This window comes from Opitutus sp. ER46 (genome assembly GCF_003054705.1).
GTDB lineage: Bacteria > Verrucomicrobiota > Verrucomicrobiia > Opitutales > Opitutaceae > ER46.
The window spans coordinates 156,562-172,829 of the sequence record NZ_QAYX01000024.1; the positions used below are offsets into that span (position 1 = coordinate 156,562).

The window sequence follows — 16,268 nt, forward strand, 5'->3', positions numbered from 1 at the left end:
GTGACAGTCTGAATTTCCGGGCCTTCTTTCCCGGTCCGCGCGTCTCCCCTTTTCCCCATTTCTTCCATGCGCCTGCGTCCGTTCGTCCTTCATGCCTTCGTCGCGACCCTTGCCGCCGCCAGCTTTGCCGCCCCGGCGATTCCGGTCCGCATTACCATCGATGCCGCGGCGCGCGGCCATGCGGTCAGCCCGATGCTGCACGGGCTCTTCTTCGAGGACATCAACTACGCCGCGGACGGCGGATTGTACGCGGAACTCGTGCAGAACCGTTCGTTCGAGCACGACGAGGCGCTGTTCTCCTGGGGCACGGTGAGCCGCGGGGCGGATGGGCAGGTGACGATCGAGACGGCGCAGCCGCTCAATGAGCGCAACCCGCATTACGCGCGGCTGGCGGTGCGCGCGCCCGGCCGGGGCTTTGGGCTGGCGAATTACGGCTTTGGCGGCCTCCCGGTCGCGGCGGGGGAAACCTACTTCGTTTCGCTGCGGGCGCGCGGGCAACTCGCGGCGCCTACCCCGGGGCCGGCGACGGCGCAACCCGCCCTGCAGGTGATTCTGGAGGATGAAACCGGCCGCCGGCTGGGGGCGTGCGCGCTGGCGACCCCTACCACCGAGTGGTCGAAGCTCGAGGGCACGTTCAAGGCGTCGGGACCGGCGACCAACGGCCGGCTCGTCGTGCTGGTCAACGCGCCCGGCCAGGTCGACGTCGACGTCGTTTCGCTCTTCCCGGAGAAGACGTTTCACGGCCGCCGCAATGGCGTACGCGCCGACCTCGGTCAGATGCTGGCCGACCTGAAGCCTGCGTTCCTCCGCTTCCCCGGTGGCTGCATCGTGGAAGGCAAGGACTTGGCAAACCGGTACCAGTGGAAGGACACGATCGGCGACATCGCGGAACGCCGGCAAAACTGGAGCCGCTGGCGCGATGCGATCCGCAACCAGACCGCGCCGCAGTACTACCAGACGTACGGGCTCGGGTTCTTCGAGTATTTCCAACTCTGTGAGGACCTCGGCGCCGAGCCCGTGCCCGTCCTCAGTTGTGGCATGGCGTGCCAGTACCAGAGCGGCGAACTCGTGCCGCTCGACCAGCTGGATCCCTATGTGCAGGACGCGCTGGACCTGGTCGAGTTTGCCAATGGTCCCGTCACTTCGACCTGGGGCGCGAAGCGCGCGGCAATGGGGCATCCGGCGCCGTTCAACCTGAAGTACCTCGGCGTGGGCAATGAACAGTGGGGTGAGCAGTATTTCCCGCGGTATCGGGCATTCCATGACGCGTTGAAGGCCCGCTATCCCGACCTGCACATCGTGACCACGGCGGGTCCCGGCGTGGACGACGGAAGCTGGAAACTCGCGTGGGACCGCTTCCGGAGCGACACGCCAGCGGACATCGTGGACGAGCACTATTACCGTCCCCCGCAGTGGTTCCTGGAGAACGCGAGCCGGTACGATGCGCAGCCGCGGCCGGGTCCGAAGGTGTTTGCGGGTGAGTTTGCGGCGCACGAGCGGGATCGCCGGGCCACGCTGCGTGCGGCGGTGGCGGAGGCGGCGTTCATGACCGGGCTTCTGCGCAACAGTGACGTGGTGGTGATGTCGGCCTACGCGCCGCTGTTCGCGCGCGCCGGGGCGATCCAGTGGCAACCGGACCTGATCTGGTTCGACAACACGCGGGTGCACGCGACCGGCTCGTACCACGTGCAGCGCCTCTTCAGCCGCAACCGGCCGGATGTGCTCGTGGGCCTGCAGATCGCCGGCGAGCCGATCCGGCTCACGCCGCTGCCGGCCAAGGAAATCTCGACCTACGGCGCCGCGCCGTTGCCGCCGTATCACCCTGCATCGGTACCGACGGTGTTTGCCGTGGCGGGCATCGACCGCACGGCGGGCGAGTTGGTCGTGTTTCTCGTCAATCCCTTTGCGGAGCCGCGGGCGGCAACGCTCGACCTCCGTGGCGTGAACGGCACCAACGGCCGGGCGGTGGTGCTGACCTCGGCGTCGGCCGACGACACCAATACCTTCGCGGAGCCGACGAGGATCGCGCCGCGCGAGGAGTCGTTCACGCGCGGCACCGGCCCCCTGGTCCGGGAACTCGCCCCGCAGTCGGTGACGGTCCTGCGGCTGGGGCTGTGAGGCTCGCGTCTCTTACTCCTACTCTTCCTCTTTCTCTTACTCTCACATCCGTTCCGTTTGTGCTGCCGCCGTGCTCTTGGCGAACCGCGGACTGGGAGAAAGAGAAAGAGTACGAGTAAGAGAAAGAGGGGGCCGCCGACCTGTCCGAACGGCCACGGGCGGGCGCCTTGACCGGGGGCGAAGGCGCGAGTCGGCTACTGCGCGCGGGGCGCCGCCCCCGCCTTGGTGACCTGACCTCCTTTCGCTGACCGCCGCTCCCTGCTTCTCCCCCCGTCTTCCCCTTTCATGAAAACCCTCGCTGCAACCTGTGTTCTCGCCCTGTCGGTGATGGCCGGCCCGAAGCTGGCGGCGGCCGCGGCGCCGGACGTCCCGGCGACACCGGCCCGGCATACATTCGCGATCGGCTCGGAGGATTTCCTGCTCGACGGCCAGCCGCTGCAGATTCGTTGCGGCGAGGTGCATTTTGCGCGGGTGCCGCGCGAGTACTGGCGGGACCGGCTGCAGCGGGTGAAGGCGATGGGACTCAACGCGGTCTGCGCGTACCTGTTCTGGAACTACCACGAGTGGGAGCAGGGAAAGTTCAACTGGAGCGGCCAGGCGGACGCGGCGGAATTCTGCCGGTTGGCGCAGGAGGAAGGACTGTGGGTCGTGCTGCGGCCGGGACCGTATGCGTGCGCCGAGTGGGAAATGGGCGGGCTGCCGTGGTGGCTGCTGAAGCAGGAGGACATCGCGCTGCGGACGCGCGATCCGCGCTTCCTGGCGGCGAGCCGGGCGTGGCTGGCGGAAGTCGGCCGGGTGCTCGGGCCGCAGCAGGTCACCCGCGGCGGGCCGATCCTGCTCGTGCAGGTGGAGAACGAATACGGGTTCTTCGGCAACGACCTCGCGTACCTGCAGGAGATGCGGCGCGCGGTGGTGGACGCCGGTTTTGACGTGCCGCTCTTCGCCTGCAATCCGACGTCAAAGATTGGCAGCCCGACGCCGTCGGAGCTGTTCAAGGTCGTGAACTTTGGCCGCGATCCGGCCGCGGGGTTCAAGGCGCTGCGCGCGGTGCAGCCCACCGGGCCTTTGATGTGCGGCGAATTCTATCCCGGCTGGTTCGATACCTGGGGTGCGCCGCATCACCTCGGCAACACGCCGCAGTACCTGGCGGACCTGGCCTACATGCTCGAGCACCGCGGCTCGTTCAGCATCTACATGGCGCATGGTGGGACGAGCTTCGGGCTCTGGTCGGGGGCCGACCGACCCTTCAAGCCCGACACCAGCAGTTACGACTACGACGCGCCGATCGCGGAGAACGGCGCGCTGGGCGAGAAATTCGTCGCGACGCGCGCGCTGATGGCGAAGCACCTACTGCCCGGGGAAACGCTGCCGCCGGTGCCCGCGCCCATTCCCACGATGGCGGTGCCCGCCTTCCCGTTGGACGAAATCGCGCCGGTGTTCGCCAACCTGTCGGCGCCCCAAGCGGAGGCGCAGCCGCGGACCTTTGAGGCGTACGACTATGCGCGCGGTGCGATGGTGTACCGGACGACCTTGCCGGCGGGCCCGGCGGCGGTGCTCGAGGTCGGTGCCGCGCATGACTTTGGCTTTGTGTTCGTCGACGGTCGCCGCGTGGGCGTTCTGGACCGCCGCGCGCGCAGCTATCGGCTGGCGCTGCCGGCACGAGAGAAGCCGGCGCAGCTCGACCTCCTCGTGTACGCGCTCGGTCGGGTGAACTTCGGCGTCGAGGTGCACGACCGCAAAGGTCTGCATGGGCCGGTGACGCTGACCGCCAAGGCCAGCGCGCCGGTGACGCTCGCGGGCTGGCAAGTGTTTGCGGTGCCGGTGGAGAAAGGACGTGAGGCGCTGCGTTGGGAGAAGCGCGGAGCGGGGGGCGCCGCGGCGACGGGCCCGGCGTTTTGGCGCGGCGACTTCGAAATTGGGCAACCGGCCGACACGTTCCTCGACCTGAGCCACTGGGGCTTCGGCGTGGTGTGGGTGAACGGCCATTGCCTCGGCCGCTTCTGGAATATCGGGCCCACGCAGACCGCGTATGTGCCCGGCCCGTGGTTACGCGCCGGGCGCAACGAGGTGGTGGTGCTCGACCTCGTCGGCCCCGAGGCGCCAGTCCTGGCCGGACTCGCGCGACCGATCCTCAATGCCCTGCGGCCGGAACGCGATTTTTCACCCGTGGCCGCGCCGGGGAAGCTGCGGCTCGATGGCGTGAAACCCGTGCATAGCGGCACGTTCGCGCCCGGCGGCGACGCCCAGGAGGTGCGGTTCACGGCGCCCGTGACCGGGCGCCAGCTCTGCTTCGAGGCGGTGAATGCCCATGACGGCAAGCCGGTGGCGGCAATCGCCGAACTCGAACTGCTGGGTGTGGACGGCCAGCCGCTCTCGCACGCGGCCTGGACGCTCGCGTACGTCAGCAGCGAGGAGAAGGCGTTCGAGGACGGCTCGGCCGGCAACGCGCTCGATGGGCAGACGGCGAACGCGTGGGTCACGGCCTGGAGCTCCGGTGCGGCCGCGTACCCCCATCGTCTGGTGATCGACCTTGGCGCCCCGTCCAAGGTCAGCGGCCTGCGCTACACGCCGCGGAGCGGGGCGGATGCTGCCGGGCGCATCAAGGAGTACCGCGTGTACGTGGGCGACGCACTGGTGGCGCGGTGAAGGTTCAATTGCCCCGCGGCCGAAATCCACCGCCGACGGGGCGGTGGCTTCGGGCGCGATGCCAGCGAGTGTCTGCTGGGGCGGCTTGCCTTGGCGCCCCGCCGGACGGGGCGCTGAAATGGGGTGTTTCTTCCTGTTCCCTTCCGCGCCAGAGTCCGTCCTGCTTCCTCACCCATGATTAGCTTTCTTCGACCGGGCCGCCTTTCGCTGGCGGCATGCGTTGCGCTCCTGGCGGGCGTCGGGTCCACGAACCTCTCCGCGCTGGATCGTCCCGACCGCACGTTCCAGGTGTTCCAGTTTCCGCGGGACCGCATTCCGCGCGTCGACGGCGACGCGAGTGACTGGGCGATGGTGCCGGAGACGTACGCCATCGGGCTGCCCGAGTTCGTCGACGACACTGGCAACCACGCCACGCAGGATCCCGCGAATCTCGCCGTGAAGGTGCGCGTTGGCTGGGTCGCCGGACTGAACCGGCTCTATTTCCTCTATGAGGCGACAGACAACTGCCTCGATTTCGCCGACCCGACGCTGAACTGCGACACGTTTGAGGTGATCGTGGACGGCGATGCCTCCGGCGGGCCGCTGCTCGACGTGACGCACAAGGAAATCGCCACCCCTCGCCACGTCGGCGAGGCGTCGGTCGCGCTCGATCCGCGCATCGGCCCGGCGGAGGCGCACTGGGCGATTCACGGCGTGCACGCGCAGAACTATCACGTGTTCACGCCGGCGGTGGGCAAGGACTGGTGCATCTCGTGGAACGCGGCGTCGTGGACGAAGGAGTTTCCCTGGGCCAACGCGGTTTGTCGTCACGACGCGCCCGCGGGCAAGCCGGGCAAGGTGGTGCTCGAATTCTGGATCACGCCCTTCGACTACGCCGGGCCGGAGGGGCCGCAGCGGGCGGTGGAGTCGGTGCTGCGGGAGGGCAAGATCATCGGGCTGGGCCTGATCGTGATCGATTACGACAAGCCGATCCGCGGCCAGCGCGGCTTCTGGAATCTTTCGCGTCATCACACGTCGTACGGCGACGCCTCGGAACTCTGCGCCTTCCGCCTGATGCCAATTGAGCCGGCGCTCCTGCCGGCGCTCGATGCGCGCTGGTCGTTCCAGGTGGTCGACCACGACCGGGGTGTCGTGGCGTTCAAGGACGAGTCGGTCGGCCGGGTCACTGCCTGGAAGTGGACCTTTGGCGACGGCGAGACCTCGATCGAGGCGCATCCGGTTCACACCTACAAGCAGCCCGGCAACTACGTCACGACCCTCGAGGTGACTGACGCCGACGGCCGGACCTCCCGGCTCTCGCGCATCTGGGATGTTCAGCTGCGGCAAGGGCCGCAGCTGAAGTGAGGGTGAGAGTGAAGGTGAGAGTGGAAACTGACAGTGGGCAAACGTGGGCTCGGCGGCGTTGCGGTAACAATCACCGGAACTGATCCCGCGTGGACACGGCTCGCCGACTCCTCTCGTTCCGAGCCACTTTCACTCTCACTTTCACTGCGGCTGTCACTTTCACTCCGGCCGTGGCGGTGCCACGGCCGGTCAGGCAGGGCGGACGGCGATCCAACGATCGATGGTGGCGAGGAGTTCACCGATGCGGACCGGTTTCTGCAGGTAGTCGTTCATGCCGGCGGCGAGGCAGTCGGAGCGGTCGTCGGGGCTGTTGTTTGCCGTAACGGCGATGATCGGCGGGCTGCCGTCGGGGCGGCGGGCGCGGATCTGGCGGGTGGCCTCGATGCCGTCGAGTTCCGGCAGGCGGATGTCCATGAAGACGATGTCGTAATGGCGTTCGGTCACGAGCGTGACGGCCTGGGCGCCGGTGTCGGCGTATTCGGCGGAACAACCGAGGGCGGCGAGCATGCGGCCGAGGACGATCTGGTTGATGACATTATCCTCGGCAACGAGCGCGCGGTAGCGGCTCACGGGCATGCGGTGGAGCTCGGAGTTCGCAGCGGGGTGGGTCGTGCGCTGCCCTCGCAGGGCTTGGTTGAGCGCCTCGTGGGTGAGGATCGGCTTCACCACGACGGCGTCGAAGTCGCCGGGTTCCTCGGATGGGACCTCCGGATAGCGCAGCGAGGAGGCGAGCAGGATGCGGCGCACCGTGCCGAAGGTGGGGTGCTTGATCGCGAGGAGCAGGCTGCCGTCATCGGCCGCCAGCACGGAGTGATCGAAGATGAAGGCATCGTAGGCGCAGCCGCTGCGGGCCTCGCGTTGGAGCACCTCACGGGCGTCGCGGGCGGAACTGACGGCGTCCACCAGGGCGCCGCAGACCTGCAGCAACTCGGTGATCGCGTGGCGGGCCGGGGCGAGGTCGTCGGCCAGGAGGACGCGCAATGGACGGCCCTCAGCCATCGGCGGCATCGGCAGCTTCGGGTTGGGCTCGAGGGGGACGACGAACCAGAACTGCGAACCGCGGCCGGGTTCGCTGCGCAGGCCCATGGTTCCGCCGAGGAGATCGACGAGCGCGCGGCAGATTGCGAGACCGCGACCCGGGTGGAGCGGGCGTTCGCCGGGCGGCGGCTTGGCGAGCAAGGAGGCCTGTGCGGTGGGTTCGATGCCGATGCCGGTGTCGGTCACGGCGAAACGGATCGCGTGGAGCATGCCGGGAGTGGCGGCGGCGGTCAGTTTGCCCGCGTCGGTCACCTCGACGAGAATGTGACCCTGCGCGGTGAAGCGGACGGCATTGGTGACGAGGTTGAGGAGGACCTGACGGAGCCGCGCGGCGTCGCCGACGTAGCCGCTGGGCAGGGTGGCGTCGACGCGGAGGACGAGTTCGAGGCCCTGGACGTTGGCGCGCGGGGCGAGGATGCGCACGACATCGGCAGCGACGTCACGGAGCGAGAACGGACTGCGTTCGAGCTCGATGGTGCCGGCCTCGATGCGGGCAAAGTCGAGCAGGTCGTTGAGCAACGCGACCAGCGATTCCGCCGAGGACTGCAGGGTGGCGAGGCATTCGCGCTGCTCGGGGGCGAGGGGGGTGTTGCCGAGCAGTTCGGCCGAGGCGAGCACGCCGTTGAGCGGGGTCCGAATCTCGTGGCTGACGCTGGCGAGGAAGTGGTCGCGGGCCTCGCGCGCCTCCGCGAGCTGGGCCTCGGCGCGGTGGCGGGCGGACTCGAGCTCGGCGCGCGCGCGGCGCAGACGAACAGCCTGCCGCCACCAGGCGAGCACGGCGATCGCGGTGACGAGGAGAGCTGCTGAGACGGTGGCGAAGCCGGTGGACCCGAGTGGGGGCGGAGGAGCGAGGTCAGCTGCGGAGACCGCGGCGGGGAAGGCGAGCACTGGGGACAGCCCGCGCAGGAGGCGGAAGGTGCGATGCAGTCGGGGTAAGCGCACGCGGTGACTCTGCGCGGCGCGCCGGCTGAGGCAAGCCGCCCGCGCCTGACGCTGCCAACGGCTTCGCGGTTGGCGGCGCGGTGAAGTGCGGTAGATTTTCGGCATGCTCCGGTCACTCGTCGCCCTGCGCGTCTGGATTCCCCTTTGCCTTGCTCTCACGACGGTGGCGGCCGCGCCGCTCACCCTCACGCTCCCCGAGCCGAAACCCGCGGAGTCGGGGTATTTCAAGATGGGGGCAGCCCGCAGCCCCGATGGCCACATCCTCGCGGTGGACAGCCGCACGCTGCGCCGTGACGGCCGCGCGTGGCTGCCAGTGATGGGTGAGATGCACTACAGCCGTTATCCCGCGGCGGAGTGGCGGGAGGAGCTGCTGAAGATGAAGGCGGGGGGCGTGGACATCGTCGCGACGTACGTCTTTTGGATCCACCACGAAGAGGTGGAGGGCACCTGGGACTGGAGCGGCGCCCGTGACCTGCGGCGGTTTGTCGAGACGGCGCGGGACGTCGGGCTCGACGTCATCGTGCGCTGCGGTCCCTGGTGTCATGGCGAGGTGCGCAACGGTGGCCTGCCCGAATGGGTCGTGGCGCGGACGGATTGGAAGCTGCGCTCGCTGGACCCGGCGTTCCTGGCGGCGACGCGGCAGCTCTACGCGCAGATCGCGGCGCAGGTGCGCGGGCTGTTGTGGAAGGACGGTGGGCCGGTGGTCGGGATCCAGGTGGACAACGAGTATCCTGGCCCGGCGGAGTACCTGCTCGAGTTGAAGCGCATGGCGCGGGCGGAGGGGCTCGACGTGCCGCTCTACACGCGGACGGGCTGGCCGGCGCTCACGACGCCGATGCCGCTGGGAGAGATCGTGCCGCTGTACGGCGTGTACGCGGAAGGTTTCTGGGACCGGCAGACGACTTCGATGCCGGGCCGGTACTGGGCGGGATTTCACTTTTCGGCGCTGCGCACCGATGCGGCGATTGCGACGGAGATGTTGGGCAACCGCGCGGCGAAGGATGATGTGGACGCGGCGAAGTACCCGTATCTTACGTGCGAGATCGGCGGCGGCATGATGAACAGCTATCACCGCCGCATCCTGATCGATCCGTGCGACATCGAGGTGACCACGCTGATCAAGGTGGCGGGTGGCAGCACGCTGCCGGGCTATTACATGTACCACGGTGGCACGAACCCGGAGGGCGTGCGCACGACGCTGATGGAGGCGCAGGACACGCGGATGACGAATTACAACGACCTGCCGGTGAAAACCTACGATTTTCAGGCCCCCCTTGGGGAGTATGGCGAAGTTCGGCCGCAGTATCACCGCCTGCGCCGGCTGCACCTGTTCCTGCGTGAGTTTGAGCAGGAGCTGGCGGCGATGACGGTGGCGCTGCCGGACGTGCGTCCGGCCGGGCGGGACGATGTCACAACGCTGCGCTGGGCGGCGCGCTCCGACGGGCGGCGCGGTTTCGTGTTCGTGAACAACTACGAGCGGGGCCGGGTGTTGGCGCCGAAGGCGGGCGTGCAGTTCGCGCTGCGGCACGGGGAGGAGACCGTGACGTTCCCAACTCAGCCGGTGACGATCCCGTCTGGGGTGTCGGCCTGGTGGCCCTTCAACCTGAACCTGGGCGGCGTGACGTTGGTGTCGGCGACGGCGCAGCCATTCAGTCGCGTGGTCGAGCCGGACGGCAGCGAGACCCTCTTCTTTGCGGAGACGCCGGGCGTGGCGGCGGAGTTCGTCTTCAAGGAGGAGTCGGGCGTGGAGCTGACCACCTCGGGCCGGTTGGAGCGGACCGAGGGGCGTTGGGTGGTGCGCGACGTCGCCCCGGGCCGGGGCTGGGCGGTGCGGGCGGTGACCAACACGGGGCGCGTCCTACGCTGCGTCCTGCTCAGCGAGGCGGACTCGCTGGCGTTCTGGAAAGGGCCGCTCGGCGGTCGGGAGCGGGCGCTGCTGACGCGGGCGACCGTGGTTTTTGAGCACGACACCGCGCAGGTGACCGCGGCGGAGGGGGCGGACCAGGAGGTGGCCGTTTATCCCGTGCCGGCGGAGATGCGCGTGGTCGGCGCGGCGTTGTCGGTCAGCTCGGCGGGATTGTTCGGCCGCGTGCAGCTGCCGGTGACGGCGACGGTGCGCCCGGTGGCGTTCGAGCGCGTGCGGGAGGCGGGGCCGGCGCGGGCGATCAAGGTCGCGCCGACGAAGCAGGGCGTGGCGATGCAGCCGACGGAGGCGGAGTTTGCGGCGGCGGCGGTGTGGCGGGTGACGCTGCCCGAGGCGATCGATTGGGCGCGCCGGCCATTGCTGCGCTTCAACTACGTGGGCGACGTCGCGCGGGTGAAGCTGGGCGACACGCTGGTGACGGATGATTTCTACAACGGCCGGCCGCGGAACCTGGGACTGTGGCGCCATGCCGCCGCGTTGCGGCAGGGTGAATTGCGACTGGAGGTGCTTCCGTTGGTGAAGGATGCACCGATCTTCCTGGCTGAAGCCGCGCGACCGGCGTTCGCTGACGGAGCCCCTGTGGCCGAACTGAAGTCGGTCGAGCTGATCGAGACCGGCACGTGCACGCTATCGGCTGCGGCGGGGCCGCAGCCGAAGTGAAAGTGAGAGTGAAAGTGGGCGGGAGATGGAACGTGGATGAGAGCGAAGGGGCGGTGCGAAGGTGGAATGACTCACGTGCGCCCCGTTCGAGCGCCGTTCTGGTCGTCTGATCTCTTGTTTTCGCCAGCGGCGAAAACAAGAGGCAGTCAGCGGGTTGGGGGCGGGGCCTGGAAGAGCTGCGGCAGGAAGTCGGCGAGGTAGGGGCGCCAGACGCGGAAGCTGTGTTTGCCGGGCGTCTCCACCCAGGTGTGTTTCACTTTCCGCTCCTTGAGCCAGGCGACGAACGTCCGGTTTGGCACGATCAGGCCGTCCTCGGTGCCGCAGGCCATCCATAGCAGCCGCATGTCCAGCTTCTCGTCGGCATCGGGGAAGCGGGCCTCGAAATCGGTGGGCATGCCGCCGGCACTGAAGGCGCCGACCCAGGCGAACCGCTGCGGGGCGCCGAGGCCGAACAGGAGCGACTGGGTGCCGCCCATCGACAGGCCCGCGATGGCGCGCGACTCGCGGTCGGTCTTCACGCGGTAGCTGCGCTCAACGAGGGGGATGATCTCACGGACGAGGGATTCGCCGTACTTCTGGTTGCTCTCCATCCAGATGTCCCGGCCCGCGGCCGAGCGTACGGTATTCCAGCCGCCCGCGACGACGTCGCGGTTGCCATAGCCACGCGGCATCACGATCAGCATCGGCTGGGCCGCGCCGCGGGCGATGAGGTTGTCGACGATGATATTGGCGCGGCCGACGGTGACCCACGCGTCCTCGGCGTCGCTGTAGCCGTGGAGCAAGTACAGCACGGGGTAGGTGCGGCTGGCGGCGGCATCATAGCCGGGCGGCGTGTACACCCAGACGTCGCGCTCCTCGCCGATCACGGCGGAACGGTAGTGGTGCCGATGCAGGACGCCGTGCGGGACCTCGCGGATCGTCCAGGCGTTGTCGCCGGGGACCTCCACCTGGTTCTCGGTGCCGAAGAGGTTGTACTTGATGAAGGGATTGAGCGGATCGAGGACGCGCTGGCCGTCGACCATGAGCGAGTAAACGTAGATGTCGGGCGCGACCGGCGGGGTCGTGAGCGTCCAGGTGCCCTCGGCGTCACGCGTGAGCGGCTGGGCCGCCGGGAGGGCCTCGCAGCGCAGCATCACCTCCTTCGCGTTGGGCGCGACATGGCGGAACGTGATGCTGCGGTCCGCGTTGATAACGGGGGAGGTGATGACGTCGGCGGGGAGTGAGGACATGGTACCGAGGGCGGTGAGCCCGAGGAGGAGGGCGAAGGAAAACTTCATGATGAATCGGGGAAAGGGGAAACGAGGGCGGTGTCAGTCGCGATTGGGGACGCGACCGCGGGTGAATTTGTCGAAGACCCGCGTGACCGGCAGGGCATTGCCGTCGGCGTCGAACATGCCGCGGCTGTGGATCGGGCCGGGTGGCACGGCGGGCTCCCACCAGAAGACGCCTTTGCCGAGGCCGTACGGCGTGGCGAGGACGGCGCGGTTCACCTCTTCGAGAAAATCGCGCTGCCCTTCCGGGCTCTCAGGGAACGGGGCGGGGTAATCCTTATACTCGGCGGGGCGCCAGTTGTAGGCGACCTCGACGAGGATGATGTCCTTCCGGTAGCGCTCGGCCATGGCGGCGAGCCCCTGGCGCAGCTGCAGGAGCGAGCCGTGCCACCAGGGGTAATAGGACTGGCCAATCACGTCGAACGTGACGCCGCGCTTAAGCAACTCGTCGAAGAACCACTGCGTGGTGGCCACGTCGCCGGGCTTTTCGATCTGGATCAGGATGCGCGGGGCGACGGCGTTGCCCGTGCCCGCCCGCACGCCGGCGATGCCGGCCTTCACGAACCCGGCGAACGCGTCCCACTGCTCGGGCAGTTTGCCGTGGGGCCAGAGCATGCCGGGCGTGATCTCGTTGCCGATCTGGACCATGTCGGGCATCGCGCCCGCCTCGCGGAAGGCGATGATCGTGTCCCGCGTGTAGTCGTGGACGGCCTGCGTGAGCTGGCCGCGGGTGAAGCCGGCCCAAGCCTGCGGGGGAGTCTGCCGGTGCGGGTCGGCCCAGGTGTCGGAGTAATGAAAATCGAGGAGGAACTGATAACCCAGGGCCTTGGCCTGGCGTGCGAGGGCGATCGTGTAGGGCAGGTCGTTGGGGAGCCGGGTCGGGGTGTGAAACAGCCGCAGCCGGATCCAGCTGTAGCCGTGGTCACGGAAGAGCTGCAGCCCCGGTTTTACCACGCCCTCGTCCTTGAACTGCACGCCGCGGGCTTCCGCGGCGGCGAGAAAGGAGAGGTCGGCGCCGACAGCGTAGGCGAGCGGCGCGCGTGGGGTGGCGGCGGTGGCCGGCGTCGACGTTGTGGGGGCGGGGCTCGTGCAGGCGCCGACGAGCAGCGCGAGCGTCGCGGCCAAACCCGCGGGCAACGAGCGGCGCCAGGCAGGGGGAAGAGCGTGCATGGGGCGGAAAGACGCGGCGCCAGCTGAACCGTGACACCGCGGGAACGCGAGCCTGCGGCCAGAGGAAAGCCGCCGGTGCGTCCGTCAGCACCGTCGCATTGCCGCGGCGCACCGAAACGCTTCGCTGAACGTCTCGCGTTCGTTTCCCTTCCTCCCTCGTGGCCACCCGTTCTCCCATCTCCCGTCTGTGCGCCCTCTCGTTGGTGGCGCTTGCTGTGATCCTCTCCTCCTGTGCCGGCCCGACCGACGTGCGGGCGCCCTTGCCGCCGGCGACGCAGTCGCTCGCGGGCGAGTGGCGGTTTGCCCTCGACCGCGCGGATGCGGGCGTGGCGGAGCGCTGGTTCGAGCGCGCGCTCGACGGCCGGATCAAGCTGCCGGGGATCCTGCAGGCGCAGGGATTCGGCGATGAGATTCGGACCGACACGCCCTGGGTGCTGATGCTGGGCGATGCCTGGTGGAAGCTGCAGCCGGAGCGCCTGCGGGCGAAGTTCTCGCAGCCCGGCCACGTCGAAGTGCCGTTCCTCTCGCAACCCCCGCGGCACTATCTCGGCGCCGCCTGGTACCAGCGCGACGTCGAGGTGCCGGCGGCGGCGGCCGGCCGGCGGTTCGTGCTCTTCCTCGAGCGTCCGCACTGGGAAACGACGGTATGGGTCGATGACCGCGCGTATCCCGCGCAAAACAGCCTCGTTGCCCCGCATGTGACCGACCTCGGGCGGCTCGCGCCCGGGAAGCACCGGCTGACCGTGCGGATCGACAATCGGCAGATCGTGCGCGACCCGAGATTCGACGGCCATGGGCCGGACAGCCACAGCGTGTCGGACGCGCTGGGCGCCACGTGGAACGGCGTGGTTGGACGCATCGAGCTGCAGTCGACGCCGCTGGTGTGGCTCGAGGACGTGCAGGTTTTCCCTAATGTGCGCCGCCGGTCGGCGCTGGTGCGCGTGCGCGTGGGCAACGCGACCGGTGAACCCGGCGCAGGCACGGTCACGGCAGGCGAGGGGACAGTCCCCGTGCAATGGGATCGCACCGGCGGTGCCGCCGACATCGAGGTGGCGCTCGGGGCCGACGCGTCCCTCTGGGACGAGTTTCATCCCGCGCTGCATGACGTGCGCGTGGTGCTGCGCACGCCGGCGGGCGAAGAGGAGCGCACGGTGCGGTTCGGGCTGCGCGAGGTGGCGTGGCGCGACAAGGAACTGCTCGTCAACGGCCGGTCGGTGAACCTGCGGACGACGCATTTCGGCGGCGACTTCCCGCTCACGGGTTATCCCGCGACGGACGTCGAGACCTGGCGCCGGATGTTCCGCGTGTGTCAGGACTTCGGGCTCAATGGCATGCGGTTCCATTCCTGGTGTCCGCCGGAGGCGGCGTTCACGGCGGCGGACGAGCTGGGCTTCTACCTGCAGGCCGAGTGCGGGCTGTGGGCGCCGTTCAACCCCGGCAGCCCGTACACGCGGTACCTCGAGGAGGAGACGCCGCGGCTGCTGCAGGCGTACGGCAATCACGCCTCGTTCGTGTTGTTTTCGCCGAGCAACGAGCCGGCGGGGAAATACGTGGAGATCACACCGGCCTGGGCGGCGCGCTGGTACGAGAAGGATCCGCGCCGGCTGTATTCGGCGGGCACGGGCTGGGGGCGGCGGCCGCAGGTGACGGACGGGCCGCAGTTCGCCGCGCTGGTGGAGTTCGCGCGGCAGGACCTGCGCAATTGGAGCGGCTGGTTCGGGCGCGACTATCGCGCCGCGCTGAGCGACGTGCACATCCCGGTGCTCGCGCACGAGATCGGCCAGTGGTGTGCGTATCCGGATTTCTCGGTCATCGATGCGTTCACCGGCTACCTGCAGCCGGGCAATTTCCGGATCTTCCGGCATCTTGCGGAGCAGACCGGCGTGGCCGGGTTCAACCACGACTTCGTGCAGGCGTCGGGCGCGTTCCAGCTCGCGTGCTACAAGGAGGAGATCGAGGCCAACCTGCGCACGCCCGGACTGGCGGGTTACCAGCTCCTCGACCTGCGCGACTACCTCGGGCAGGGCACCGCGCTCATCGGCGTGGTTGACGCGTTCTGGCGGCCCAAGCCGTACGTCACCGCAGAGACGTTCCGTCGCTTCAACGCGACGACGGTGCCGCTCGCGCGCCTGGCGGAGCGGACCTTTACGACCGCCGAAACCCTGACGGCGGACGTGGAGCTGTATCATTTCGGCGCGCAGCCCCTCGCGGAGGCGCGGCCGTACTGGAAGGTGGTCCGCGCGGACGAGCCAGCTGCGGTGGTGGCGCAGGGCGAGTTTGCGACGCGCGACGTGCCGATCGGAAAGAACCTGCCGCTTGGCCGCGTGAGCGTGCCGCTGGCGTCGCTGCGCGCTCCGGCGGCGTACCGCCTCGTGGTGGGCCTTGCCGGCACGACCGTGGAGAACGACTGGAACGTGTGGGTGTACCCGGCGCACATCGAGCCGACGACACCGGCGGAGGTGCTGATGACTTCGAAATGGGCCGAGGCGGAGGAGCGGTTGGCTGCCGGAGGCAAGGTGCTCTTCATTCCGACGGCGGCGGACCTGCCGCGCGGCCGGAGTCCGGAAATGAGCCGCACGCCGGTGTTCTGGAACATCCAGATGACGGTGCGGCCGCCGCGGAATCCGAAGCCGCAGTTCGATGCGATGCTGGGGCTGCTGTGCCAGCCGGGGCATCCGGCGCTGGCAGGATTCCCGACGGGGATCGGCTGTGACTGGCAATGGACGCCGCTGATTGATGGCGTGCGTTCGGTGAACCTGACCGAGGCGCCGCGGGCATTGCGGCCAATTGTGGCGACGATCGACGACTGGAACCGCAACTGGCGGCTCGGCGTGATCTTCGAGGCCCAAGTTGGCGGCGGCCGGCTGCTGGTCTGCACGATCGACGTCGGCGCGGCGGACGCGCCGGTCGGGGCGCGGCAACTGCGCCGATCGCTGCTCGACTACATGGCGGGCGACGCATTTCGGCCGGCGGCTAGCCTGACACTCGAGGACGTGCGCGCGCTCTGGCGACCCGCGCCCGAAGCCGGCGAGGTCGACCAGCGCGAGTTCGATCCGGACCTGAACGACGGCCGCCGGCGTGCGGTGCCGGGCGCCTGAGCGGCTGAGGCCACCGGGCAGAGAGCCGGCTCAGGAAGCCACTTACCGGCCGGCGGC

Annotated in this window: 8 protein-coding genes; 5 read left to right on the top strand and 3 right to left on the bottom strand. The window is 69.0% G+C overall.

Annotation, left to right across the window (positions count from 1 at the left end; translation table 11 throughout):
* The first annotated feature begins 66 nt into the window (after positions 1-66).
* The 3 genes from DB354_RS16125 to DB354_RS16135 all read left to right on the top strand — a co-directional run bounded on the left by DB354_RS16125 (position 67) and on the right by DB354_RS16135 (position 6,108).
* A complete protein-coding gene (locus tag DB354_RS16125) occupies positions 67-2,118 on the top strand; it encodes an alpha-L-arabinofuranosidase C-terminal domain-containing protein (RefSeq protein WP_107836678.1) in 2,052 nt (683 codons plus the stop codon).
* Between the two features lie 285 nt (positions 2,119-2,403).
* Positions 2,404-4,764 (top strand): beta-galactosidase, encoded by a 2,361-nt coding sequence (locus DB354_RS16130; RefSeq protein ID WP_199226870.1) that lies wholly within the window; start codon positions 2,404-2,406, stop codon positions 4,762-4,764.
* Between the two features lie 174 nt (positions 4,765-4,938).
* Entirely contained in the window at positions 4,939-6,108 is a 1,170-nt protein-coding gene (locus DB354_RS16135) for a PKD domain-containing protein (RefSeq protein ID WP_107836680.1), read from the top strand.
* A gap of 189 nt (positions 6,109-6,297) precedes the next feature.
* Here the strand turns inward: DB354_RS16135 and DB354_RS22065 are convergent, their stop codons facing one another.
* Entirely contained in the window at positions 6,298-8,088 is a 1,791-nt protein-coding gene (locus DB354_RS22065; protein WP_158277571.1) for a response regulator, read from the bottom strand.
* 103 nt (positions 8,089-8,191) lie between these two features.
* On the opposite strand from DB354_RS22065, the gene DB354_RS16150 reads away from it, so the two are divergent.
* Complete coding sequence (locus tag DB354_RS16150; protein ID WP_107836681.1) at positions 8,192-10,672, top strand: beta-galactosidase; 2,481 nt, start codon at positions 8,192-8,194, stop codon at positions 10,670-10,672.
* 146 nt (positions 10,673-10,818) lie between these two features.
* Here the strand turns inward: DB354_RS16150 and DB354_RS16155 are convergent, their stop codons facing one another.
* Both DB354_RS16155 and DB354_RS16160 read right to left on the bottom strand, forming a co-directional pair.
* Positions 10,819-11,949 carry an esterase gene (locus tag DB354_RS16155; protein ID WP_107836682.1) on the bottom strand — a complete coding sequence of 377 codons (1,131 nt, stop codon included), beginning with the start codon at positions 11,947-11,949 and terminating at the stop codon, positions 10,819-10,821.
* 33 nt (positions 11,950-11,982) lie between these two features.
* Entirely contained in the window at positions 11,983-13,113 is a 1,131-nt protein-coding gene (locus DB354_RS16160; protein WP_107836683.1) for a glycosyl hydrolase 53 family protein, read from the bottom strand.
* Positions 13,114-13,271: 158 nt separating this feature from the next.
* Here DB354_RS16160 and DB354_RS16165 point away from each other — a divergent pair, with 158 nt between their 5' ends.
* Positions 13,272-16,211: a sugar-binding domain-containing protein gene (locus tag DB354_RS16165; RefSeq protein ID WP_107836684.1), complete on the top strand. Its 2,940-nt coding sequence runs from the start codon at positions 13,272-13,274 to the stop codon at positions 16,209-16,211.
* The last annotated feature ends 57 nt before the right edge of the window (positions 16,212-16,268 follow it).